This window comes from Sphingobium soli (assembly GCF_020782245.1).
GTDB classification, from domain to species: Bacteria; Pseudomonadota; Alphaproteobacteria; order Sphingomonadales; family Sphingomonadaceae; genus Sphingobium; species Sphingobium soli.
In genome coordinates, this window is sequence record NZ_JAJGNP010000006.1 from 14,389 (window position 1) to 37,333 (window position 22,945).

Sequence of the window (22,945 nt, forward strand, 5' to 3'; positions counted from 1 at the left end):
TATCAGCGCAGATGCGCGCATATCGGCCCAAGCAGACCGCAGTCTTTATTCGCGGAATGCCGTTTCGCTCAAGCGCGTCAGCGGTGTCAAAATATAGGCCAGCACGGTTCGCTTGTCGCCCAGAAGATTGACTTCGGCACCCATGCCGGGGCCGATCGGCAGCCGGCGCCCGGCGTCATCCGTGATGGCGTTGGCTGTGGTGCGAACCCTGACCAGATAATGGCTTTCCCCGGTTCGTTCGTTGAGCACCGCGTCGGGCGACACAGCGACCACCTTGCCCTTCATCGATCCGTAGACGGCGCTGTCGTAGGCGGAAATCTGAACCTTGGCCTGCTGACCCAGCTTGACCGACGCAATATCCTTTGCCGCCACGGCGGCTTCGATCAGCAAAGTGTCGTTGACCGCGACCATTTCCAACAAGGGATCACCGGGGCGGACGCTGCCGCCCACCGTGGTGACGAAAACCCGGTTGATCCGGCCATCGAGCGGTGCGCGCACGACCGTCCGCTGCAACTTATATTCATAGGCCGGCATCGTGGCCTGACGCACGGAAAGGTCAGCGCGTGCAGCCGTCAGTTCGTCCGCCGCGCGGGCGAGCCAGTCCCGCTTCTGCTGTTGGGCGCTCGCCAGCGCTTCCGCCAATACCGATCGCGCCCGGCCAAGAGCCGCCGCAGCGCCCGCTGCCTCACTCGCCGACACGGCATAGGCGCTTTCGGCCTGCAGAAGGGACCGGCGTGGTTCAATTCCCTCCTGTACCAAAGGGCGAAGCAGGGCGAGATCGACTTGGGCCGCATCGCGCGCCGCAATCCGCGCTTGCTCGGCCGCGCTCGCCTCCGCGATCGCGCGCCGGGCCTGATCGACCCTGGCCGACGCGACATTCGATATGCTGGCCAGTTCGGCCATTCGCGACCGATAAAGCCCCTGCTCGACCGCGATCTGGGCTGCCATCATCGCGTTGCGGGACTGGGGAAATTTCGGTGTCTGCCCTGTTATCTCCGCTGTCAGCCGGACGATCTTGAAATTGAGAGCATCGCTGCTGGCAAGATTGCCTTCCAATTCTGCGCCAGGCTGGACCGGGCTGAGACGGACGAGCGGCGTTCCTTGTCTCACATCCTGCCCCACCTTGACCATGATCTGCTCGACAACGCCGCCTTCCAGGTTCGACACAACCTGCAATTGCGAGCTGGGAATGACACGGCCGTTGCCGCGAACCGTGCGATCGATTTCGGTCAAGGCGGCCCAGCCTATGGCGACGAGCACGAACGCCAGGATGATCCACAGAATGATGTTCGCCGGAACCTTTGGCTTTATGGTCATGGGATGGCGGAAGCCAATCTGCGCGGTCATGCTGCTTTCCCCCGCGCCAGGCGCTGCAGCACTGCATCGCGGGGGCCGTCCGCCACCACCTTGCCACCATCCAATATGACTATGCGGTCCACCAAAGCGAGGAGCGAGGTGCGATGGGTGATCAGGATCATGGTCTTGCCGGCGATTTCCGGTTTGAGCCGGGCGATCAAATCCGATTCCGTCTGTGCATCCATCGCGCTGCTGGGTTCATCGAAGATCAGCACCGGCGGGCTGCCCGCAAGCGCGCGCGCTATGGCGATCGACTGACGCTGCCCACCTGAAAGGCCATCGCCTCTGTCCGCCAGGCGCAGGTCATAGCCATTGGCGATCTGCCCCATGAAGCGGTGCGTCCCGCTGATTTCTGCGGCGCGAATCATTTCGTCCTGATCGACGACGGCCCTATCGAGGCAGATATTCTGCCGGACGGATCCGGCAATCAGGACATTGTCCTGCATCGCCGATCCTATCAATGCGCGAAGCTGCGCCGGCGCATATTGGCGCACGTCGATCCCGTCGATCATCACCACGCCCTCTTCCGGCTCATACAGCCCGAGCATCAACCGCGCGAGCGTTGACTTGCCGGAACCGACGCGGCCCAGAAAGCCGACGCGCTCGCCGGGTTTGATGGCCAGGTTGACGCCATCGAGCGCGCGTTCAGGCGCGCCTGGATAGCGAAACCCGACATTGCGCAGCTCAATGGCCCCCTCCAGCCGGGCTGGGTGCAGCGCATCGCCCGTTGGCCCTTCCGTCGGCGTATCCATCAGCGCGCTGATTTGCCGGTAGGCCACACGCGTCGCGGATAGGCGCGAGAGCAGGGTGGCGATCTGCGCTAAAGGCGCCAGGGCCCGCCCGCACAGGATGGAACAAGCCAGCAGCGCACCTGTCGTGATCGTGTTGCTGCGCAACAGGCCCACGCCTACGATGATGATGCCGCAATAGGCGATGGTCGAGGCGCTGTTCGCGACTGTCATGGGAACGGCGGCGGCAAGGCGCTGGCCCAGCGAACTTTCCGAGTGGCTGACGAGGGCAGCCTGCCAGCGACGGCTGAGCATGGGGCCAGCGCCGATCGCCTTGACGGTTTCAAGGCTGCCGATCGCTTCCACCAGCACGGACTGCTTGACAAGGCCATCCCCCAGGCTGCGCGAGGACAAGCGATCAAGCGACGGCGTGGCCAGCAGTCCGGCGCCGATGACCACGGGGATCATCGCCAGCGGCAGCACAACCAGGATGCCCCCCAGCATCGCGATCACCGCCAGTGTCACAATGATGAACGGCACGTCGATGATCGCCGTCAACGTCACCGACGCGAAGAAGTCGCGGAGCGTTTCCAGCTCGCGCATCAGTCCTGTCAGCGTGCCGGTGGACCCACGCTTCTGGTCCAGACGCAGCGCCAGCAGATGCGCGAACAGCGTTTCGCCCACATCATGGTCGATATTGGCGCCGGCGATATCGACGAAATAGACGCGCAGCAACCGCAAGACGAAGTCAAAAATGATGACGAAGATGAGCCCGATGCTCAGCCCGATCAGCGAAGACGACCCTTCGTTCGGCACGATGCGGTCATACACCGTCATCGTGAAAAGCGAGGAGACAAGCGCGAAAATATTGATAAGCGCGGCTGCGACCGCGACCTTCATATAGGTTGCGCGATTGCGCAGCATCGGCTCCACCAGCCAGGGTGCGAAACGCGGCTTGTGGTCCACGAGCAAGCGATCTTCCCTCATGGCATCTGCCTTCCGTCGGTGCGCTCGGTGGCCGGGTCCACCTGAATATGCAGTTCGTCCAGCAAGGCACCCGCCTTGGCGAGGAGCACGAACCGGGACAGATCCCGTTCCGCCAGCGTCTGGACATAGGTGGCGATCGAATAGAAATAATTATCTTCGGACGTGACGAGGTCGAATAGGGTGCCGCCGGACGTTTCGAAACGCGCCGCATAGACGTCGCGGTTATTCCGACTGGCCAGATAAGCGGCCTCGGCTGCCGCAAGCTGAGCCTCCAGCCCCTTCACATCGCTCCATGCCATTTGCGCGTCACGCAGCGCCTCTTGCCGGACACGCAGCGCGTAGGCATCGGCCGCGTCCGCCCGAGCTGTGGCCTGATCAGCGCGCGCATTGAAGCCCGCACCGATCTGAGCCCGCATGATCACGCGGCCTCGCACGTCATAGTCGCCGGAATTTTCGAAAACGCCGTAGCGGCCTGCATCGACCCCGGCGGCAATGGAGGGCAGCCGTTCCGACCGCGCGGCGCGCGCATCCTGCCGCGCCGCCCGCGCTTCAGCTTCAGCCTTCTGCACGACCGGCGCGCGCAGAGCCATGGCCTCCACGACATCCTGACCGAGCCGGTCGGCCAAAGACAATGGCACGCGATAGACATTCGCTGGCGCATCGTGGCCGGAAAGAGCGCGATATTGCGCCTCGGCGCTGGCCCGGTCGCGGCGAAACATCGCCAACCTCGTGCGGACATTGGCGATGGCGCTGTCAATGCGCGGAAGGTCACCGGTTGCTGAAAACCCTTGCGTGATTCGGCGTTCAACCGCGGACCGAAGATCTGCCTGACGCATGCCATAGTCGATGGCAGCTTGCTCCATGAGGCGCTGAGCGAGAATGCTGTACCAAGCCGTGACGAGCCGCAGCGCTACATCAGCCCCTGATGCGAAGGTAGCGGCGCGCGCTGCGCTGACCCGCGCATTACCGGCATTGATCCGGCTCGACGTCGCGCCGAAATCCAGTAATCGCTGACGCACAGACGCGGTCGCGTCGGTACGCCCCTCGGGCCTTGATCGCTCGATGATGTTACCGGGATCGTTCGAGAAGTTCCGTGCAAACGAGCGATTGGCATCGACCGTCAGGTCCAGCGAAGGGAATAGCGCGGCGCGCGATTGCATGCGCGCGGCTTCAGCCTCCCGCTCTCCGGCACGGGCTTCCTGGGTCAGTATATTGGTCTGAACGGCAGCTTCGACCTCGCTGCGGAACAACGCTATTGAGCCGACCTGCCGCGACATTTGCAGCAGGGGGTCTGATTGCACAGGCTGCGAAAAAGGCTCAGGATTGGGCGGCAGAAGCAGGCTTTTGTCGGCAATCCCGGTCGCACTGACGGCAGGCGCGATCAGAAGGGCGAGCGTCGCGGCAACCCGCTGCGCCCAACCGGCATGGAAGGCCGGCCTTCCCCAAGGCCGAAACTCTCTAAACAAAATGTCTGGCACCCCAAAGCCGCACACAGTTCCGCCCGCACAGAATCCGTTAGCGACAACGCATCCCGCATGAGTGCGACCAAGGCGATTATGCCCTAGACTATAGCGCCGCGCAATGCGGGTTTCCAGCTGAACAGCCTTTGTCATCAACAGGGGAGCCGGCCGACATCGGGCCAATGGTGCGGGTGGTCGGAATCGAACCGACACTCCTTTCGGAACCGGATTTTGAGTCCGGCGCGTCTACCAGTTTCACCACACCCGCATCGTCACTGCACAGCGGTCGTCACACCTGCTGCTATGTGCTCAGCGCCGTGGGGTACTTCAGAAGGTTCCCAGCGACGCCGGTCCGCCAGATGGCAAAATCTGCTCTCTGCGTCCAGCCGAAAAAGGACTTGGCGAAGGGCGATGTGAACAAAAGAAGTCGATATGCCTTGTCCCATGGGTCGGCAACGGCCGGCAACGAGACATGATGCTCAGGCCACACCGTGGCCGGGGAAAGGGTTTGCAGCGAATAGCTGCGCGAGGTGGGCTGCATTGCCGGCCACCATCTGCGCGGTTTTGGCGACAGGCTCGGGGGTCTTGTCGAGATCCTGGAAATCTTTCGATCCCATGGCTTCTCCCACCCAATAACAGGCGCCCACGGCTGGAATCGTCCAGCCCACGTCATTGAGTGCCTGAAAAATCTGCGCCGAGGCGAAATGGGCACCATCTTCATTCCCCACAATCGCTGCGACAGCGACCTTGGAATAGCTGGGCATCCGCCCCTGATCATCGGTTTCCGACAGAAACGCGTCCATTCTTTCCATCGCCCGCTTGGCGACACTGCTCGCCTGGCCCATCCAGATGGGCGTGCCGAAAATAAGGATGTCGGCTGCCAACATTCTTTCCCGGATCGCCGGCCATTCATCGCCATTGCCTTCATCCGATGTCACGCCGGGCGGAACATTGTGCGCTGCCAGGCGGATCGTATCCGCGACCTCGACGCCCAGAGCGCTGAATTCGCGCGCCAGGACGGCAATCATGGCATCCGTGGAGCTTGGCGTCGAATCATCCCGCTTGAGCGTGCAGTTGAGGGGCTGGGCTTTAAGCATCTCATTCTCCTGTCTTCTGGCTCCAAGCGCAGCGCGACCGGCTAAGTTCCGGGGCAACCAAAGCCCGCCGCCAGGCGTAATGTTGCGACGGACGCCTTCGGGCGATACCCTGCTTGCGTAACGATCCGCGCCCGGTATAAAGGCGCCATCGTGCAGACATGACAAACACCAACCGGAGAAGGATCATCCTTTGACCGAACCGTCTGCCACGTTCCTGCTATTCGGTGCCACCGGCGACCTCGCCCGGCGCATGATTTTTCCATCGCTCTACAATCTTCTGGCCGATGGGCTGTTGCCCGATGATTTCATGATCGTGGCCTCGGGCCGATCGGAAATGTCGGATGACGCATTTCAAAAGGATGTCTGCGCGGCATTGCGGCAGTTCCTGCCCAATGATCGTTATGACGACGATGTCGCCGCCCGTTTACGTGAAATGATCTGCTACCAGCCGGTGGATGCGGCGAAGCCTGAGCAATTCGCGGCGCTGGCGCAGAGGATCGACGGCAGGCTGGAGCGCGGCCTGTCAATCTATCTTTCGACGCCCCCAGCGCTTTTTGCGCCCACGGCGCAAGGCCTGGCCGACGCCGGCCTGATCGCCGCCAATACGCGAATCGCCATGGAAAAGCCCATCGGCAAGGATCTGGCATCCTCCAAACAGGTGAATGACGGCATCGGCGCCCTGTTCGCCGAGGAGCAGATTTTTCGCGTCGATCATTATCTGGGCAAGGAAACGGTGCAGAACTTGCTGGCGCTGCGCTTTGGGAATGTCATGTTCGAGCCGCTCTGGAATACCGGGGCGATAGATCATGTTCAGATCACCGTTGGGGAAACCGTCGGCCTGGAGGGTCGCGTCTCCTATTATGACGGGGTCGGCGCACTGCGCGACATGGTGCAGAACCATATCCTCCAGATCCTGTCGATCATCACGATGGAGCCGCCGGCGCGCATGGATCCGACGGCAGTGCGCGATGAAAAGGTAAAGGCGCTGCGGTCGCTGCGTCCGATGACGGCGGAAACGGTCAAGACCCATAGCGTGCGCGGCCAATATACGCCGGGTGCCGTGCAGGGGGAAATTGTCACTGGCTATGCCGACGAACTGGGTCAGCCGTCCGACACGGAAACCTTCGTCGCGCTCAAGGCCTACATCGACAATTGGCGCTGGCAGGGCGTGCCCTTCTACCTGCGCACGGGAAAGCGGATGCCCGCGCGCCAGTCGGAAATTTTGATCCAGTTCAAGCCAGTGCGTCATTCCATCTTCTGGCGCGCCGGGCACGGCACGGGCCTTGAGCCCAACACGCTGATCATCCGGTTGCAGCCCGAAGAATATATCCGCCTGCTGATCATGAGCAAAAGGCCGGGGCTGGAGCGGCAGGTCCATCTGGAGGAAGTGACGCTCGACGTGTCCCTCACCGCGGCCTTCGCCGGGCAGCGACGTCGCATCGCCTATGAACGGCTGATCCTGGACCTGCTGGCAGGCGACCAGACGCTGTTCGTCCGCCGCGACGAGGTGGAAGCGCAATGGACCTGGATCGACAGCATCATCGATGGCTGGAAAGAGGCGAATATGAAGGTCGCCCCCTATAGTTCGGGGAACTGGGGTCCGTCCTCGGCCATTGCCCTGATCGAACGCGACGGAGCAAGCTGGCATGACTGATCTTCACCCCACAATCGCCAAGGTGACGGAGCGCATCGTCAAACGCAGCGCACAAAGCCGTCGCAAATATCTCGACCTCATCGAACGGGGCCGCGACGCCGGCACCAATCGCGACCAGCTGTCCTGCGGCAATCTGGCCCATGGTTTTGCCGCCAGTGGCGAGGACAAGCCCGTGATCCGCACCGGCAGCGCCATGAATATCGGCATCGTCACCGCCTATAATGACATGTTGTCGGCGCATCAGCCCTATGGCCGCTACCCCGAGCAGATCAAGATCGCCGCCCGCGAGGTAGGAGCGACGGCGCAGGTGGCCGGTGGCGTGCCCGCCATGTGCGATGGCGTGACCCAAGGCCAGGCAGGCATGGACCTTTCCCTGTTCAGCCGTGACACGATCGCGCTCGGCACCGCTGTTGCCCTGTCCCATGCAATGTTCGAGGGCGCGCTGCTGCTTGGCATCTGCGACAAGATCGTGCCGGGCTTGTTGATCGGCGCCTTGCGCTTCGGTCATCTGCCGACCATCCTGATCCCAGCCGGGCCGATGCCATCGGGCCTCGCCAACAAGGAAAAGGTCCGGATCCGCCAGCTTTATGCGGAAGGGAAAGTTGGGCGCGACGAACTGCTCGAGTCGGAAAGCGCCTCTTACCACGGCGCAGGCACCTGTACCTTCTACGGCACCGCCAACAGCAATCAGATGATGATGGAGATGATGGGCCTGCACATGCCCGCAGCGTCCTTCGTCAATCCGGGCACTAAGTTGCGCGCCGAACTCACCCGCGCGGCAACGCACCGGATCGCGCAGATTGGGTGGGATGGTGATGATTACCGCCCGCTTGGGCACTGCATTGATGAAAAGGCGATCGTCAACGCGATCATTGGCCTGATGGCCACAGGCGGATCGACGAACCATGCGATTCATCTGCCCGCGATTGCCCGATCGGCTGGCATTCACATCGACTGGACCGACTTTGCCGACATTTCCAATGCAGTGCCGCTGCTGGCCCGCGTCTATCCCAACGGATCGGGCGACGTGAACCATTTTCATGCAGCCGGTGGCATCAGCTTTGTCATCCGGGAATTGCTGGATGCCGGGTTGCTTCATCGGGATATCATGACCGTCGCGCGCCAGGATATGACCGACTATGGCAAGGAACCAGCGCTGGAGAATGAAGCGCTGACGTGGAAGGACGTACCTTCGTCCCGCGATGAGGCCATGCTGCGACCGGTGTCCAATCCGTTCCAGGCCGATGGCGGCATGAGGCTTTTGCAGGGCAATCTTGGCCGGTGCGTCATGAAGACGAGCGCGGTCGATCGCGAACGCTGGACGATCGAGGCTCCGGCCGCCATTTTCCATGATCAGGATGACGTGCTGCGCGCGTTCAAGGCAGGCGAGCTTGAGCGCGACGTCGTGGTCGTCGTCCGCTTCCAGGGGCCGCGTGCCAATGGCATGCCCGAATTGCACAAACTGACCCCGGCGCTCGGCGTATTGCAGGATCGCGGCTTCAAGGTCGCGCTATTAACCGACGGCCGCATGTCCGGTGCGTCCGGCAAGGTGCCCGCCGCCATTCACCTGTCGCCAGAGGCGCTTGGCGGTGGGCCCATCGGCAAGCTCCGCGATGGAGATATGGTCCGGGTCTGCGCGCAAAGCGGCTCGGTCGAGGCGTTGGTTGACCAGGCCGAATGGGACCGCAGGGACCATCCCGAAGCCCCGCCCCCGCCCTATGATACGGGTCGCGAACTGTTCGCGCTGTTCCGTCATCATAGCGACCTTGCCGAACAGGGCGCGTCGCCAATCCTGGCGGCGATGGACAGCGAAGTTTGATTTGATCCCGTTCGCGCCGAACCTGTCGACGCCCTTCTCCCTTTGAAGAGAAGTGCGGCCTTTCGACGGGACCCGGGCGAACGGAGGGAGAGTGACATGACCGACATCATCGCCGCCGATATCGGCGGCACCAATGCCCGCTTCGCCCGCGCCGCTCTTGATGAAAAGGGTGTGCCAACGCTCGGCACCGTACGCAAATATAAGGTGGAGGATTATCCCAGCCTCACCGCTTGCTGGGCGGCCTTCGCCGCTGATGAGAAAAAGGATGGCGCTGGGGAGCTGCCCGACGCGGCCTCCATCGCTTTTGCGACCGCAATCGGGCGGGACGTCATCAAGCTGACCAACAGCAACTGGATGATCCGGGCCGATACGCTGGCTGCTGACATCGGTGTGCGCACGGTTCGGCTGGTCAATGATTTCGAGGCGGTGGCCTTTGCGGTGTCGCGGCTGCCCCAGGAAAATCTTCCGCTGCTGTTCGGAGAGGACAAACCTTTCCCCTTTGATGGCGGCGTGACCGTCATGGGGCCGGGCACAGGTCTGGGCGTGGCCATGATCGCGTTCGACAACGGGCATCCGCATGTCGTTGCGACCGAGGGCGGGCACCTCGACTTCGCGCCGCTGGATCATATGGAAGAGCGCATCCTGTCCTACCTGCGGGACAAATTCCTGCGCGTGTCGACTGAGCGGATGGTATCGGGGCCAGGCCTCAACAATATCTACAAGGCAATGGCGACAATCGGACATGAGCGCGTGGTGCTGATGGAAGATCCCGAATTGTGGCAGGCAGCGCTCGACGGGACGGACGACTTTGCCCGGCGGGCGCTGGAGCGTTTCTGCCTTTGCTATGGATCAGTCGCGGGCGATCTGGCCTTGGCGCATGGGCCGCACAGCGTCGTGCTGGCTGGCGGCCTCACCCAACGGATGCGCGATTTTCTGCCGCAGAGCGGTTTCCATACGCGGTTCAAGGCCAAGGGCCGGTTCGAGAGCCTGATGGCGACCGTGCCGATCCGCTGCGCCATTCATGACGAAATCGGGCTGTTCGGCGCTGCCGCGGCCTTCAGGGAGAAATGAGAATGAGCAAGCTGACGGTCGAACAGGTGATGGAGCTTGCCCCGGTCATTCCTGTGCTGGTGGTCGAGCGCGTAGAGGATGCGTTGCCGATCGCGCAGGCGCTGGTGAAGGGCGGCCTTCCAGCCCTGGAAGTCACTCTGCGCACACCCGCAGCGCTAGACGTGATCCGCGAAATGTCACAGGTCGAAGGCGCGGTCGTGGGCGCTGGCACCGTGCTCAACGCAGCGCAACTCGACGCTGCGATGGAAGCGGGCGCGCGCTTCATCGTCAGCCCCGGCCTGACCGAACCGCTGGGCAAAGCGGCCATCGCCGCGGACGTGCCGTTCCTGCCGGGAACCGCCACGGCGGGGGACGTCATGCGCGGCATGGACATGGGCCTGTCCCGCTTCAAATTCTTTCCGGCCGAAACGTCGGGCGGACTGCCTGCGCTCAAGGCCCTGGCCGCACCGCTCCACGCCGCCCGTTTTTGCCCGACCGGCGGCATCACGGCGCAAAGCGCGCCGGAATGGCTGGCACAGCCCTTCATCACATGCGTCGGCGGCAGCTGGGTCGTGCCCAAGGGACCGGTCGATCCGCAAAAGATTGAGGCGCTGGCGAGAGAGGCAGCGGCGTTGCCGCGCTGAGGCGGTTGCCACGGCGCGCGGCCCGTCTTAAATGCGAGGGATGACACCCCGACGCCTGCTCGCCGCCCTTGCCCTGATGCTGTCGGGTTGCGCCAGCGCGCCGCAAAATTATCCCTCGCTTGCCAAAAGGCCGATCGAAAGCGCGCCGGTGGCCGACCTTGCGCCGCCCCCGGCGCCGCAGCCCGCCGACGCGGCTTTATCCGCGCAAATCGCCCGCTACGCCGAACAAGCCGACAAAGGAGCATCCGCGTTCGATGCGGCCTATGCCACGGCTGACCGACTGGTCGGCGCCGCACGTACTGCCGGCGTGTCGAGCGATGCCTGGGTCAGCGCCCAGGTCGCAATCAGCGCATTGGAATCCGCCCGAAACGACAGCGTATCCGCGCTTGCAAGCCTCGACACGCTCTATGTCCAGCGCAGCAATGATGTGGCCGACGGACAAGCCGCAGGCGGCGTGCAAGATATTGACGCTGCCCGCAGCGCTGCGCTGGCGTTGGTCGATCAGCAGAATGACCGGATCGACGCGCTGAAGGCCCGTCTCCCTCAGCCCTGACCCGTCACCCATAGTTCGCCTTGACAGAGCCTTTGTGGGCTTTGCCATTATGGACATAATGATCGACGCCTTCGCGCATGTCGATCAGTGCTTCATCACTGAGATCACGCATATATTTGGCCGGACGACCCGCCCATAATTGCCGGTGTGCCACCGTCTTGCCCGATGTCAGCATGGCGCCCGCCGCCAGCATGGCGTCGCTTTCCACTGTGCAGCCGCTCATGACGATCGCGCCCAGCCCGACAAAGGCGCGGTCCTCCAGCACGCAACCATGCACCATCGCCATATGGCCGATCAGCACATCGTCACCGATAATCGTGGGCCATCCATCAAGCGGTCGGCCGTCAGCGCGGTCACCGGGACTGTCGCAGTGAACGACCGTTCCATCCTGGATGTTGGTCCGTGCGCCGATCCGGATGCGGTTCACGTCGGCGCGCAGGACGCAATTATACCAGATGCTGGCATCCTCGCCGATTTCTACGTCTCCGATGATCCGGCAGCCGGGCGCGATGAAGGCGCTTGGATGAATGACAGGCGTCCTGCCGTTGAAAGGAATGATGCTCGTTTCAGGATGGGCCGTCATGCCGGATGCTCCAATGTGTAAGTAATATGCCGGCGCAGGGGATGCCCGGATGGCAGATCGGGATGATCGAAGTCCATATTCGGTTGCCGCTGCATTCCTAGCGCCGTCATCAGACCCCGGGACGCGCTGTTGCCGGGAACCGTATAGGCGATCAGCCGGCCGTCGAGCGGACGATGCTTGCGGCACCATTGCACAGTTGCGGCTGCGGCTTCCTTGGCATAGCCCTTGCCCCAATGCGACGAGGCCAGCCGCCACCCCAGTTCCAGAGCGCCATGGATGGGCGTTCCGACATGCCGCCCGCGCCGCGGCCCGCAAAATCCGATGATCGCCCCTTCGGCCTTGTCTTCCATGATCCAGAAACAGTGGCCGTGCTCAGCCTGGCTCTGCTGCATAGCCGCGCAAAGACGGTCATAATATTCAGCCGGCTGCCGGCCGCCGAGCCAGCGCGTGACCTCATCCGTATCCAGCGATCGCCTGAAAGGTTCAGCGTCACCCGACCGCCATGCGCGCAACCATAGCCTGTCCGTTTCCAGACAAAATTCAGCCATGCAGCAACCGCGCGGCGTGGAGCGCGTGGTAGGTCAGCACGCCCGAACAGCCCGCCCGCTTGAACGCCATCAGCGTTTCGAGGATCAGCGCGTCGCGGTTCCCCGCGCCTGCCGCGGCGGCATGTTCGATCATCGCATATTCGCCCGACACCTGATAGGCGAAGACCGGGACGGCGAACCGGTCGCGCACGCGCGCGACGATGTCGAGATAGGGCAGGCCCGGCTTCACCATGACGCTGTCCGCGCCTTCAGCCAGGTCGAGCGCCACTTCGCGCAGCGCTTCTTCGCCATTGGCGGGGTCCATCTGATAGTTTTTCTTGTCGCCTTTGAGCAGGCCGCGCGACCCTACCGCGTCGCGGAAAGGACCGTAAAAGGCGCTCGCATATTTGGCGGCATAGGCCATGATCTGGACATTGGCGTGGCCGGTTTCCTCCAGTGCCTCGCGGATCGCACCGACACGGCCGTCCATCATGTCGCTGGGCGCGATGATGTCCGCGCCCGCTGCCGCCTGGTTCAGCGACTGGCCGATCAGCACGTCCACCGTCGCGTCATTGACGACATAGCCGGTGGGGTCGAGCAGGCCGTCCTGCCCATGGACGGTATAGGGATCGAGCGCGACGTCGGTCAGAACGCCGATATCGGGAACGGCATCCTTGATGGCGCGAATCGCGCGGCACATCAGATTGTCGGGATTGAGCGCTTCGGCGCCGTCGTCGCTGCGCCTGTCCGCCTGGGTATTGGGGAACAGCGCTAGGCACGGGATGCCGGCATCGTGGGCTTCGCGCGCGCGGGCCACGATGCCATCGACGGACCAGCGGGACACGCCGGGCAGCGCGCCGATCGGCTGTTCCGCCCCCTCTCCTTCAGTGACGAACAAGGGCCAGATGAAGTCGCTGGGAGACAGGCGGTTTTCCGCATGCATGGCGCGGCTCCACGCCGATGCGCGAGTGCGGCGCAGGCGCAGCGCGGGATAGGGAGCATAGGTCATGGATCGGGTGTAGGCGCGGCCGCAGGGTCGATCAAGCATGGCCGGGTCGCTTGCACTTGAAGCACGCGAGGGGGGCGCTATCGATAGGTCCATGACCGCCAAATCCGCCTTTCCCAACCGCCGCCGATCCCGCTGGATCACGATCCCGCTGCGTGTCATCGCGGGTTTCGTTCTGCTGTCGCTGCTGCTGGTGACGCTGTACCGCTTCGTGCCGCCGCCGGTCACGATGACGATGCTGCTCGACCCCAAGGGCATCACGAAGGACTGGACCAGCCTGAAGGATATTGACCCCGACATGGCGCGCGCTGCAATCGCGGCCGAGGATGGCAAATTCTGTAGCCATCACGGGTTCGATGTGGACGCCATCGCCAAGGCGGCGATGCACAATGCCAGTGGCGGGCGCATCCGGGGCGGATCGACGATCAGCCAGCAAACGGCGAAAAACGTGTTCCTGTGGCAAGGGGGCGGGTTCGTCCGCAAGGGGCTGGAAGCCTGGTTCACGGTGTTGATCGAGGCGATCTGGGGCAAGCGGCGGATCATGGAAGTCTATTTGAACGTCGCGGAGACCGGCATCGGCACCTATGGGGTGCAGGCCGGCGCGATCCGCTATTTTCGCCATGGCGCGGACCGGCTGAGCCGGGCGGAGGCGGCGCGGATCGCCGCGGTCCTGCCGCTGCCCAAGAAACGCGCCGCGGTGGCGCCGAGCGGCTTTACGCGGCGCTATGGAAATACGATTGCGACGCGCATCGGCGTGGTGCAGCGCGATGGGCTGGACCGCTGTGTGAAATAGCCGACCCGGACTGTCGAAGTTCACAGTGTCGTCGAGCTTTTTCGGCCCGAAGCGACCAGTAAGCGACCACGAAGCGACCACAAGGCGACACCGAAGCGACAGGTGAGCGGAAGGCGCGGCAGCGCTGTGCGCTGGCGGTCGATCGGGGACATGGGACGTGGCGGCCTGTTCCATCCAGCAGGATAAACCGCGAAATTTCCAACATTTCCAGCGAAATAGGAAAGCAGGAGCGCAGCCCGCAATGGGCCATGTCGCGCCCCCAAAGAAAAAGGGCGGGGATCGCGCCCCGCCCTTTCCTTTTACCTGCGTCGGTCGATCAGAACGCGACGACCAGCGAACCGCTGATGGCGCGCGGGGCGCCATAGTTGACGAAGGTGCTCGACGCCGTGGTCAGGCCACCGCTGAACGACCCGATGTAGAATTTATCAAACAGGTTCGACACGTTGAACTGAACAAAGGACTTTTCCAGGCCCAGATTGGCTAGGTTGTAGCGCAGGTCGAGATCGACGACCGTGTAGCCAGCAACCTTGAACGTGTTGATGTCGTTCAGGTAGCGCGAACCGGTGCGCTTGATCTGCGCGCCAAGATCGACCGGGCCCAGCGTACCCTGGATACGACCGCCGACCAGATAGGACGGCGCGCCACGTTCGCGATTGCCCTTGGTCGCGGCGAAGTCGGTCGGACCGGTCTGAACGTCAGAACCGATTTCCGATTCGATCCACGAACCGAATGCGTACACCAGCAGGCCAGGGGTGGGACGGACCGACACATTGGCGTCGATGCCGTATTTCTTTACGCCACCCAGATTGGTGTCGATCGAGCAATCGCATTCGATGCTGTAGGCCGATGCGATGCGGTTCTTATACTTGGCATACCAGCCGGTGACGGCCGCCTGCACGATGTTGTTCTGGTAGCGCAGGGCGAGGTCGAAGCTGTCCGACGTTTCCGCAACCGGCTTCGACGCGGCATTTTCGGCCGGCAGATAGATCGAGTTGTAGAGCGTGTCGGTGCCGGGAACCGAGATGTTCGCGGCATAGCTGCCCGCGATGCTGATTTCCGGCGTGATCTTGAAGATCGCGCCGACGTTCGGCAGCAGCTTGTCATATTTATAGTTACGCGACTGCGGCGCGGCGAAGGTCGGGTTGGCAGCGGCATAGGCCGCCACGTCGCCACCAGCGACGCAGTTGACGTTGCCGTTGGGCGCCGAGGTGAAGCAATATTGGTTCAGTTCGCGCTTGAAGAAGGGCGCACGGACGCCAAGGTTGACGGTCAGAAGATCGTCAAAGAAGGTGCCGCGATATTCGCCCGCGACCTGGTTGAGCGTCGCATAGGATTTGCGGTCACGCTTTTGCAGGACATTGCCGTCCGCGTCGGTCAGCGGATCATTGACCGGGAAGACGTCGGTCGGTTCGCCGTTGAACAGCACGCGCGCGCCTTCGCCGGTCTGGCGGTGACGGGCACGGTCGAAGCTGTACGACAGACGGACGCGGTTGTTTTCGTCAATCTCGTAAGAGAGGTTGGCGATCGCGACATAGCGCTTCGTCTGCGTCTGGCTGGGGTTGTTGATGAGGACGCGGTCGGATTCCGCCGGATCGATCCGGCCATTGCCGTTGGCGTCAACGCCGAGCGTGCCATCACCGTTCAGATCCCGGCCGAAATAGGCGCTGCCGTTGAAATAACCGGTCAGTGCGTCCGTGCCCGAATAGAAGGGCGCTTCATAGGCGGACGTCGTGCCGCCGCCGTTCGCCTTTACATATTGATAGGCCGCGTCCGCCGAGAAGATCAGGCGATCGGTCAGGGTCAGGCGGGTGCTGAGACGCGCGTTGCCGGTGTTCGACGGGTTGTAGCGACGTTCGAACTGCGTGCCGCAGCTGTTGGTCTGATCCGCGATCGCCGGATTGGCTTCGGTGTTGATTTCGCACGGAATGCCGCCCGAAACATTGTAGAAGCGCGCGCTCTTGTCGCCGCTGAACGCCGCGGCCGAGGCAGGCGAACCACCAAAGTTGTTGCGATTGACGTTATAGTGGCCAGCGAGCGAGATGAAGTCGCCATTCGCGCCGATATCCTGCCAGATCTTACCGTTATACTGGGCCTTTTCAATCTTGCCATAATCGGCGAAGCTCGCCTTGTTATAGGCGCGCGAGGCGGACACCCATGCCTTGGTGCCATGGCCGGTGAAATCGCCGGTCTGGATCATGCCGAACACGCGATGGAAAGGACGGTCGCCCGAGCCGTCGGCGACGATGTTGCCGTAGCTGACGCTACCCATCCCGCCGAAATCATCCTTAGGCACCATGGTGTTGATGTTGACGGTGCCGCCAACCGCAGCGGCGGTCGGGCTGTCGACGTCGGTCGCGCCGAGGTTGACGTTGATGCTTTCGACGATTTCCGGGTCAACCTGCTGGTTGGTGTAGATCGCGTAGTTGCCCGAGTCGTTGAGCGGAATACCGTCAAGGATCTGCGCGATACGATCCGAGCTGAAGCCGCGGATGGTGAAGCTGCCGCCCGACGAACCCCAGGGATCGTTGTTGGTGAAGCTGACGCCCGGCACCAGATTGATGATTTCGTTGACCGACTGGCCAGGACGCTGACGTTCGATGATTTCCTGCGTCAGAACGACCTTCGCCTTCGGCGAATCCGGGATTTTCACGCCGCCGACGCCCTGGTCGACGGTCGCGCCAGTCACGACGATCGTGTCTTCGAAATCCTGCGAACCGGTCGACTGCGCGAGCGCAGCACCAGGAATGGCAACGGCGAGGACCGCCGCGCTGCCCATGAGAAACTGTTTCATTTGACCCTTGTCCCTTTGCAAGAGTGGCGTCCGCCACGCTTCAAACTGCTTTGCTCTCTCAAGCTGACGCCGCTCTTTGCGGCTTCTGGCGTCGCCCCTGTGATGCTCCCTTTGCATTTTTGTTACAGCGCATCATCGGGATTGTCACATTCCCCCCACCGCCTGCGCCCATGGCGTCGACGGCAGCGCCCCTATTGTCCTAATATGTTGAAATTGTGTGACATTGGAGGAACTGCAAAGGTTCCTGCGCGTATGATGCAATTTTGCAACGAAGCGAAATTATTTGTGCGATGGCGAAGAAAAATGCAAAAAGCCGGCAATCGCTTGCCGGCTTTTTCCTGAATTTTGGAACGGATGACGCCGATAGGGATCAGGCTGCGTCGTCGGCGCGCTTCTTGGTTTCGCTGAAGACGCGAATCGGCTCCTTCGTGCCGGCCACGACATCCTTGTCCACAACCACTTCGCCTACGCCCTCCATCGAGGGCAGATCGAACATCGTGTCGAGCAGAATCCCTTCGAGGATCGAGCGGAGACCGCGTGCGCCCGTTTTGCGCTCGATCGCCTTCTTCGCAATCGCGGTCAAAGCGTCGTCGGTGAAGCTCAATTCGACATTCTCCATGTCGAACAGCTTGGCATATTGCTTCACCAGAGCGTTCTTGGGTTCGACCAGGATCTTCACGAGCGCGGACACATCCAGATCTTCCAGCGTCGCGATGACGGGCAAGCGGCCGACAAATTCGGGGATCAGGCCGAATTTGAGCAGATCCTCAGGCTCGCTTTGACGCAGCAATTCGCCGGTCTTGCGCTCCTCGGGCGCGGCGACATGGGCGCCGAAACCAATCGACTTGGCTTCCAGACGATCGCCGATGATCTTTTCAAGGCCAGCGAAAGCGCCGCCGCAGATAAACAGGATGTTGGTCGTATCGACCTGGAGAAACTCCTGCTGCGGATGCTTGCGGCCACCCTGGGGCGGCACACTGGCAGTAGTGCCCTCCATCAGCTTGAGCAGTGCCTGCTGCACACCTTCGCCAGACACGTCGCGCGTGATCGACGGATTCTCGGCCTTGCGGCTGATCTTGTCGATTTCGTCGATATAGACGATGCCGCGCTGCGCCTTTTCGACATTATAGTCGGACGCCTGAAGCAGCTTGAGAATGATATTCTCCACATCCTCGCCGACATAGCCCGCTTCGGTCAGGGTCGTCGCGTCCGCCATGGTGAAGGGCACGTCGAACGTCTTGGCGAGCGTCTGGGCCAGCAGCGTCTTGCCGCAGCCGGTCGGCCCGACGAGCAGGATGTTGGACTTGGCGAGTTCCACCTCGCCCGGCTTGGAGCCGTGGTTGAGGCGCTTGTAATGGTTATGGACCGCGACCGAGAGGACGCGCTTGGCGCGGCTCTGGCCGATCACATAATCGTCGAGCACATCGCAGATTTCCTGCGGGGTCGGCACGCCGCCATCCTTCTTGCCGACGAGACCGCCCTTGGTCTCTTCGCGGATGATGTCGTTGCACAGTTCCACGCATTCGTCGCAGATGAAGACGGTCGGCCCTGCGATCAGCTTGCGCACCTCATGCTGCGACTTGCCGCAGAAGGAGCAGTAAAGCGTGCTTTTCGAGTCCGAACCGGTAAGCTTAGTCATTCGCCATTCTCTCTATCCCCCCCGGAAGTTAATCACCAGATCCGCGCCGGCGGGAGATTTTTCTGGTCCAAAGGCCATTCTAGCCCGCAGCGCGTCCGTTCCACAAGGGGAGAAAGTGACGCGCTGCGGTAAAGATAGTCTTTAGGCCTCGTTGGGGTCCGCCATTTGCGGGCGGCGGTCGAACACTTCGTCGACCAGGCCAAACGCCTTGGCTTCGTCCGCTTCAAGGAAGGTGTCGCGGTCCATTGCCCGCTCCACGGCCTCCAGCGTCTGGCCGGTATATTGGACATACAGGTCATTGAGGCGGCGACGGATACGCAGGATTTCCTTGGCCTGAATCTCGATGTCCGAGGCCATGCCCTGCGCGCCGCCCGAAGGCTGGTGCACCATGATGCGCGCATTGGACAGCGCGATGCGCTTGCCCGGCTCGCCAGCGGCGAGCAGGAAGCTGCCCATGGACGCGGCCTGACCGATGCAGACAGTGCCGACCTGCGGCCGGATATATTTCATCGTGTCATGGATCGCCATGCCGGACGTCACCACGCCGCCGGGCGAATTGATGTACATCCAGATATCCTTCTTCGGATTTTCCGATTCCAGGAACAGGAGCTGGGCGACGATCAGCGAGGCCATATGATCTTCGACCTGGCCGGTCACGAAGATGATCCGTTCCCGCAGCAGCCGCGAAAAAATGTCGAAGCTGCGTTCGCCGCGGTTCGACTGTTCGATGACGATGGGGACCAGCGCGGCCATGGGGTCGGACATGATATCGGTCATTTTTCTCTTTTCCGGGTAGTTGCTTTTGCCCACGCCCTACATCGGCACAAAAAGCCACGGGTTCAAGGGGGAACCAACCATCCCGCAATCTATTGATCGGCCAGCATCCAACCGAAGGAAATACCCGTGTCCGATCAGTCCCCGCCCTTTGCCACCATCGCCGGCGGTCGTTGGCCCTACTCCTCACGGTGGAAGGCGCTGCTGGCGCGCGGGGTAATCGGCGTGCTGCTGGGCATCGTGGCGATGCTGTATCCCTTCACCGCGCTGGTGGCCTTCACGATGGTGTTTGCCGTCTATGCCTTTGTCGACGGGGTGTTTTCGTTCATCGCCGCGGTTCGGCGCGCTGGCGAAGGCGCGCACTGGATCGCGATGCTGGTGCGCGGTCTTCTGGGCATAGCGCTGGGCGTGCTGTTCGTGATGATGCCGCTGGCGGCGACGGTCAGCTATGCGATGCTGACGCTGTTCTTCGTGGCGGGCTGGGCAATATTGGCTGGAATGCTGGAAATCGCCGCCGCCATCCGGTTGCGCGACGAGATCGAGGGCGAATGGCTGCTGGCCGTCAACGGCCTGCTCACGCTAGCGCTGGGGATCGGCATCATCATCCTGTTCACGCTCAATCCGGTGGTCAGCATCCTGTCGCTGGGATGGGCGATCGGCGCCTATGCGCTATTGTCCGGGCTATTGCTGATCGTCCTGGCCTTCCGCCTGCGCCGGAAGGCTCAGGGACGGGCGTAATCCGACGGCGCGCGGAAGGCGAGATAGGCAAGCCGGCGCACTTCCCGCCGGCCGCGCACGACCGTATCGAGAATGAGCCCGCACATGGCGGACAGGGTGGCGAGGATCATGAGGCCCGTCACGAGGATCGCGGTCGGAAAGCGCGGCACCAGGCCGGTTTCAAGATAGGTGACGATGAGCGGCGCAGCGAGACCGAGCGCAAGAACGGCCAGCAGCGCCGCGATGATCCCGAAAAACAGCACGGGCCGTTCGATCCGGTATAGCGTGATGATCGTGCGCAGGATGCGAAAGCCGTCGCGATAGGTGCTGAGCTTGCTGACCGATCCTTCGGGCCGCGCGCCATAGGCGGTGACGACTTCGGCGACGGGCATGGCCAGTTCCAGCGCATGGACCGACATTTCCGTTTCAATCTCGAAACCGGCGGAGAGGACGGGAAAACTTTTCACAAAGCGGCGGGAAAAAACGCGATAGCCGGACAGAATGTCGGTGAAGCTGCGTCCGAAAAGTTGCTTAAGCAAGGTGGTGAGCGCCCAGTTGCCGAAGCGGTGGCCGCGGCGATAGGCCGCCTCCACCTCGTCCCGGCGGCTGCCCACGACCATGTCGAGATTATCCTCCAGCATGGCCGCGACCATGCGGGGCGCGGCGGCGGCTTCATAGGTCGCATCGCCATCGGCCATGACGTAGATATCGGCGTCGACGTCCGCGAACATGCGACGCACGACATGGCCCTTGCCCTGCTGGCTGACGCGGCGCACAATGGCCCCTGCCCCGGCCGCCAGCTCACGGCTGCCGTCGCTGCTGTTATTGTCGAACACATAAATGTCGGCATGCGGCAAGGCTCGGCGGAAATCCTCCACCGTCTGCACGATGGCGCCGGCTTCATTATAGCAGGGCAGAAGGACGGCGATGCGCGGGGTGGCCGCGCCGGTTTCGCTGTTCACTGCGGGAAATTCCTTCATCGCCTTCTCATGCCCTGCCTTATGCGTGCGACAGCCATGGCGCATCATGATTAAGATTTCATCTGCCATGCCGGTCCCGAAATGAAAAGCGCCCGCGCTTCCGTAGAGGAAGCGGGGCGCCTGTTCATGTGTGGCCGTAAGGCTTATTCAGCCTTGGCAGCAGCCTTCTTGGGAGCAGCCTTCTTCTTGGGCTTTTCCTCGGTCGTGGCATCGGCCTCTACGGCATCGTCCTTCTTGGCCGCAGCTTTCTTGGCGGCCGGCTTCTTGGCAGGCGCTTCTTCGGCGGCCGGCGCAGCGTCTTCATCAGCCTTGGCGGGTTCGGCGGCCTTTTTCTTGGGGGCGGCCTTCTTCGCTTTGGGCTTGTCGTCATGATCATGGTCATGGCCGCAGTCGGGGCCATGGACATGCGGCTTGATGTCGCCATCTTCCGCCTCGATTGCCGCTTCCAGTTCCTCACGGGTCACGGCGCGATCAGTGATTTCCGCCTTTTCGAACAGAAAGTCGACGACCTTGTCCTCATAGAGCGGCGCGCGCAGCTGAGCGGCGGCCATCGGGTCCTGACGGACATATTGCACGAAGCGCTCGCGATCCTGCGGGCCGTACTGCTGCGCAGCCTGCATGATGAGGCGATTCATTTCCTGGTCCGACACGGTCACGCCATTAGCCTGGCCAATTTCCGAGAGCAGGAGGCCCAAGCGGACGCGACGCACGGCGATGGCGCGATAATCCTCCTTTTCGGCTTCCATTTCCTTGAGCGCGGCTTCGGGATCTTCCTCGTGGCTCGCTTCATGCTCGAGCTGCTGCCAGATCTGGTTGAATTCGGCCTCCACCATGCTGGGCGGGACGTCGAAATCATGATTGGCGGCCAGCTGGTCCAGCAGCTTGCGCTTCATGTGGGTGCGGGTGAGGCCGTTATGCTCCTGCTCGATCTGGCCCTTGAGCAGTTCGTTGAGCTTGTCGAGGCTTTCCAAGCCCAGCGACTTGGCGAAATCCTCGTCGACCTTGGGCTTGTCGCCGTTCAGCACCGCCTTCACCGTGACATCGAAGGTCGCAGCCTTGCCGGCCAGATGTTCAGCGCCATAATCTTCGGGGAAAGTGACGTCGATCGTCTTTTCTTCACCCTTCTTGACGCCGGTCAGCTGCTCTTCGAAGCCCGGAATGAACTGGCCCGAACCGATCTTCAAGCGGATATCCTCGGCGCTGCCGCCTTCGAACGCTTCGCCATCGACCTTGCCGACGAAATCGATCACCAGCGTGTCGCCTTCGGCCGCGGCATGATCATCGGCATGGTCTTCCAGCGCGCCCTGCTGGCCGGCGATACGGGCGGCGGCTTCGGCGACCTTGTCGTCGGCGACTTCGACGGTCAGCCGCTCAAGCTTGAGCCCTTCGATGCTGGGCGCCGTGATTTCGGGCAGCACTTCCAGCTCGACCTTGACCTCAGCGTCCTTGCCGAATTCGAACCCTTCGTCCAGTTCGACCGAGGGCTGCATCGCGGGACGCAGCTTCTGGTCGGCGATCAGCTTCTGGATGCTGTCCTGGATGCTGTTGTTGAGTGCATCGCGCTGAAGCGATTCACCGTGCATCTTCTTGACAAGGTTGGCCGGCACCTTGCCGGGGCGGAAGCCGGGCATCCGCACCTGCGGCGCGATCGCCTTTACTTCCTTGTCAACGCGAGCGTCGATATCCTTCGATGTGATGGTCACGGTGTAGGCGCGCTTCAGGCCCTCGTTCAACGTCTCGACAGTCTGCATCTCTTCTCTCAAACGCTTTCTTCAGCTGAATTTCGG

General features: G+C 62.3%; 19 protein-coding genes and 1 tRNA gene. 7 read left to right on the forward strand and 13 right to left on the reverse strand.

The features are described 5' to 3' along the window. Positions 1–45: 45 nt before the first annotated feature. From LL253_RS09465 to LL253_RS09485, 5 genes are all read right to left on the reverse strand, one after another. Positions 46–1,317: an HlyD family type I secretion periplasmic adaptor subunit gene (locus tag LL253_RS09465; RefSeq protein WP_228227032.1), complete on the reverse strand. Its 1,272-nt coding sequence runs from the start codon at positions 1,315–1,317 to the stop codon at positions 46–48. A gap of 26 nt (positions 1,318–1,343) precedes the next feature. Further along, positions 1,344–3,071 (reverse strand): ATP-binding cassette domain-containing protein, encoded by a 1,728-nt coding sequence (locus LL253_RS09470; RefSeq protein WP_009821926.1) that lies wholly within the window; start codon positions 3,069–3,071, stop codon positions 1,344–1,346. After that, positions 3,068–4,348 carry a TolC family protein gene (locus LL253_RS09475; protein ID WP_228227033.1) on the reverse strand — a complete coding sequence of 427 codons (1,281 nt, stop codon included), beginning with the start codon at positions 4,346–4,348 and terminating at the stop codon, positions 3,068–3,070. The genes LL253_RS09470 and LL253_RS09475 overlap by 4 nt, the downstream gene beginning before the upstream one ends. 366 nt (positions 4,349–4,714) lie before the next feature. After that, positions 4,715–4,799, reverse strand: a tRNA-Leu gene (locus LL253_RS09480). A gap of 211 nt (positions 4,800–5,010) precedes the next feature. Then, the gene (locus LL253_RS09485) at positions 5,011–5,628 is read right to left on the reverse strand and encodes a flavodoxin family protein (RefSeq protein WP_228227034.1); all 618 of its coding nucleotides are present in this window, start codon (positions 5,626–5,628) and stop codon (positions 5,011–5,013) included. Positions 5,629–5,818: 190 nt separating this feature from the next. On the opposite strand from LL253_RS09485, the gene zwf reads away from it, so the two are divergent. The 5 genes from zwf to LL253_RS09510 all read left to right on the forward strand — a co-directional run bounded on the left by zwf (position 5,819) and on the right by LL253_RS09510 (position 11,348). Further along, positions 5,819–7,282, forward strand: a complete 1,464-nt coding sequence (gene zwf, locus LL253_RS09490) for a glucose-6-phosphate dehydrogenase (protein WP_009821929.1) — start codon at positions 5,819–5,821, stop codon at positions 7,280–7,282. Beyond that, complete coding sequence (gene edd / locus LL253_RS09495; protein ID WP_009821930.1) at positions 7,275–9,101, forward strand: phosphogluconate dehydratase; 1,827 nt, start codon at positions 7,275–7,277, stop codon at positions 9,099–9,101. Before zwf ends, edd begins: the two co-directional genes overlap by 8 nt. Positions 9,102–9,197: 96 nt before the next feature. Then, entirely contained in the window at positions 9,198–10,172 is a 975-nt protein-coding gene (gene glk / locus LL253_RS09500; RefSeq protein ID WP_228227035.1) for a glucokinase, read from the forward strand. A 2-nt stretch (positions 10,173–10,174) separates the two neighbouring features. Beyond that, entirely contained in the window at positions 10,175–10,795 is a 621-nt protein-coding gene (eda, locus tag LL253_RS09505; protein WP_228227036.1) for a bifunctional 4-hydroxy-2-oxoglutarate aldolase/2-dehydro-3-deoxy-phosphogluconate aldolase, read from the forward strand. A 40-nt stretch (positions 10,796–10,835) separates the two neighbouring features. After that, positions 10,836–11,348, forward strand: coding sequence for a hypothetical protein (locus LL253_RS09510; RefSeq protein ID WP_228227037.1), 513 nt, complete (start codon positions 10,836–10,838; stop codon positions 11,346–11,348). A 4-nt stretch (positions 11,349–11,352) separates the two neighbouring features. Here LL253_RS09510 and LL253_RS09515 read toward each other — a convergent pair whose 3' ends face one another. The 3 genes from LL253_RS09515 to hemB are packed head-to-tail and all read right to left on the reverse strand — an operon-like array spanning position 11,353 to position 13,467. Continuing rightward, on the reverse strand, positions 11,353–11,931 hold the full coding sequence (locus LL253_RS09515; protein ID WP_228227038.1) for a gamma carbonic anhydrase family protein: 579 nt from the start codon (positions 11,929–11,931) through the stop codon (positions 11,353–11,355). Continuing rightward, positions 11,928–12,479 carry a GNAT family N-acetyltransferase gene (locus tag LL253_RS09520; RefSeq protein ID WP_009821935.1) on the reverse strand — a complete coding sequence of 184 codons (552 nt, stop codon included), beginning with the start codon at positions 12,477–12,479 and terminating at the stop codon, positions 11,928–11,930. The genes LL253_RS09515 and LL253_RS09520 overlap by 4 nt, the downstream gene beginning before the upstream one ends. Continuing rightward, entirely contained in the window at positions 12,472–13,467 is a 996-nt protein-coding gene (gene hemB / locus LL253_RS09525) for a porphobilinogen synthase (protein WP_228227039.1), read from the reverse strand. The genes LL253_RS09520 and hemB overlap by 8 nt, the downstream gene beginning before the upstream one ends. A 91-nt stretch (positions 13,468–13,558) precedes the next feature. On the opposite strand from hemB, the gene mtgA reads away from it, so the two are divergent. Next, positions 13,559–14,257 (forward strand): monofunctional biosynthetic peptidoglycan transglycosylase, encoded by a 699-nt coding sequence (gene mtgA, locus LL253_RS09530; RefSeq protein WP_228222200.1) that lies wholly within the window; start codon positions 13,559–13,561, stop codon positions 14,255–14,257. Positions 14,258–14,573: 316 nt separating this feature from the next. On the opposite strand, the gene LL253_RS09535 is transcribed toward mtgA, so the two are convergent. The 3 genes from LL253_RS09535 to clpP form a co-directional block, all read right to left on the reverse strand. Then, positions 14,574–17,048, reverse strand: a complete 2,475-nt coding sequence (locus tag LL253_RS09535) for a TonB-dependent receptor (RefSeq protein WP_009821938.1) — start codon at positions 17,046–17,048, stop codon at positions 14,574–14,576. 370 nt (positions 17,049–17,418) lie between these two features. Continuing rightward, positions 17,419–18,687: an ATP-dependent Clp protease ATP-binding subunit ClpX gene (gene clpX / locus LL253_RS09540; RefSeq protein ID WP_062731282.1), complete on the reverse strand. Its 1,269-nt coding sequence runs from the start codon at positions 18,685–18,687 to the stop codon at positions 17,419–17,421. A 141-nt stretch (positions 18,688–18,828) separates the two neighbouring features. Further along, on the reverse strand, positions 18,829–19,464 hold the full coding sequence (clpP, locus tag LL253_RS09545) for an ATP-dependent Clp endopeptidase proteolytic subunit ClpP (RefSeq protein ID WP_009821941.1): 636 nt from the start codon (positions 19,462–19,464) through the stop codon (positions 18,829–18,831). Between the two features lie 126 nt (positions 19,465–19,590). Here clpP and LL253_RS09550 point away from each other — a divergent pair, with 126 nt between their 5' ends. Further along, the gene (locus tag LL253_RS09550; protein ID WP_228227040.1) at positions 19,591–20,199 is read left to right on the forward strand and encodes an HdeD family acid-resistance protein; all 609 of its coding nucleotides are present in this window, start codon (positions 19,591–19,593) and stop codon (positions 20,197–20,199) included. On the opposite strand, the gene LL253_RS09555 is transcribed toward LL253_RS09550, so the two are convergent. Further along, entirely contained in the window at positions 20,184–21,158 is a 975-nt protein-coding gene (locus LL253_RS09555) for a glycosyltransferase family 2 protein (protein WP_228227137.1), read from the reverse strand. The genes LL253_RS09550 and LL253_RS09555 overlap by 16 nt on opposite strands. A gap of 143 nt (positions 21,159–21,301) precedes the next feature. Then, positions 21,302–22,909: a trigger factor gene (gene tig / locus LL253_RS09560; RefSeq protein WP_228227041.1), complete on the reverse strand. Its 1,608-nt coding sequence runs from the start codon at positions 22,907–22,909 to the stop codon at positions 21,302–21,304. Positions 22,910–22,945 lie beyond the last annotated feature (36 nt).

Excerpts from the sequence above, each read along its gene's own strand:
- LL253_RS09465 (WP_228227032.1), bottom strand. The coding sequence starts at position 1,317 with ATGACCATAAAGCCAAAGGTTCCGGCGAACATCATTCTGTGGATCATC.
- LL253_RS09470 (WP_009821926.1), bottom strand. The coding sequence starts at position 3,071 with ATGAGGGAAGATCGCTTGCTCGTGGACCACAAGCCGCGTTTCGCACCC.
- LL253_RS09475 (WP_228227033.1), bottom strand. The coding sequence starts at position 4,348 with ATGTCGCGGCAGGTCGGCTCAATAGCGTTGTTCCGCAGCGAGGTCGAA.
- LL253_RS09485 (WP_228227034.1), bottom strand. The coding sequence starts at position 5,628 with ATGCTTAAAGCCCAGCCCCTCAACTGCACGCTCAAGCGGGATGATTCG.
- edd (WP_009821930.1), top strand. The coding sequence starts at position 7,275 with ATGACTGATCTTCACCCCACAATCGCCAAGGTGACGGAGCGCATCGTC.
- glk (WP_228227035.1), top strand. The coding sequence starts at position 9,198 with ATGACCGACATCATCGCCGCCGATATCGGCGGCACCAATGCCCGCTTC.
- eda (WP_228227036.1), top strand. The coding sequence starts at position 10,175 with ATGAGCAAGCTGACGGTCGAACAGGTGATGGAGCTTGCCCCGGTCATT.
- LL253_RS09510 (WP_228227037.1), top strand. The coding sequence starts at position 10,836 with ATGACACCCCGACGCCTGCTCGCCGCCCTTGCCCTGATGCTGTCGGGT.
- LL253_RS09515 (WP_228227038.1), bottom strand. The coding sequence starts at position 11,931 with ATGACGGCCCATCCTGAAACGAGCATCATTCCTTTCAACGGCAGGACG.
- LL253_RS09520 (WP_009821935.1), bottom strand. The coding sequence starts at position 12,479 with ATGGCTGAATTTTGTCTGGAAACGGACAGGCTATGGTTGCGCGCATGG.
- hemB (WP_228227039.1), bottom strand. The coding sequence starts at position 13,467 with ATGACCTATGCTCCCTATCCCGCGCTGCGCCTGCGCCGCACTCGCGCA.
- mtgA (WP_228222200.1), top strand. The coding sequence starts at position 13,559 with ATGACCGCCAAATCCGCCTTTCCCAACCGCCGCCGATCCCGCTGGATC.
- LL253_RS09535 (WP_009821938.1), bottom strand. The coding sequence starts at position 17,048 with ATGAAACAGTTTCTCATGGGCAGCGCGGCGGTCCTCGCCGTTGCCATT.
- clpX (WP_062731282.1), bottom strand. The coding sequence starts at position 18,687 with ATGACTAAGCTTACCGGTTCGGACTCGAAAAGCACGCTTTACTGCTCC.
- clpP (WP_009821941.1), bottom strand. The coding sequence starts at position 19,464 with ATGACCGATATCATGTCCGACCCCATGGCCGCGCTGGTCCCCATCGTC.
- LL253_RS09555 (WP_228227137.1), bottom strand. The coding sequence starts at position 21,158 with ATGAAGGAATTTCCCGCAGTGAACAGCGAAACCGGCGCGGCCACCCCG.
- tig (WP_228227041.1), bottom strand. The coding sequence starts at position 22,909 with ATGCAGACTGTCGAGACGTTGAACGAGGGCCTGAAGCGCGCCTACACC.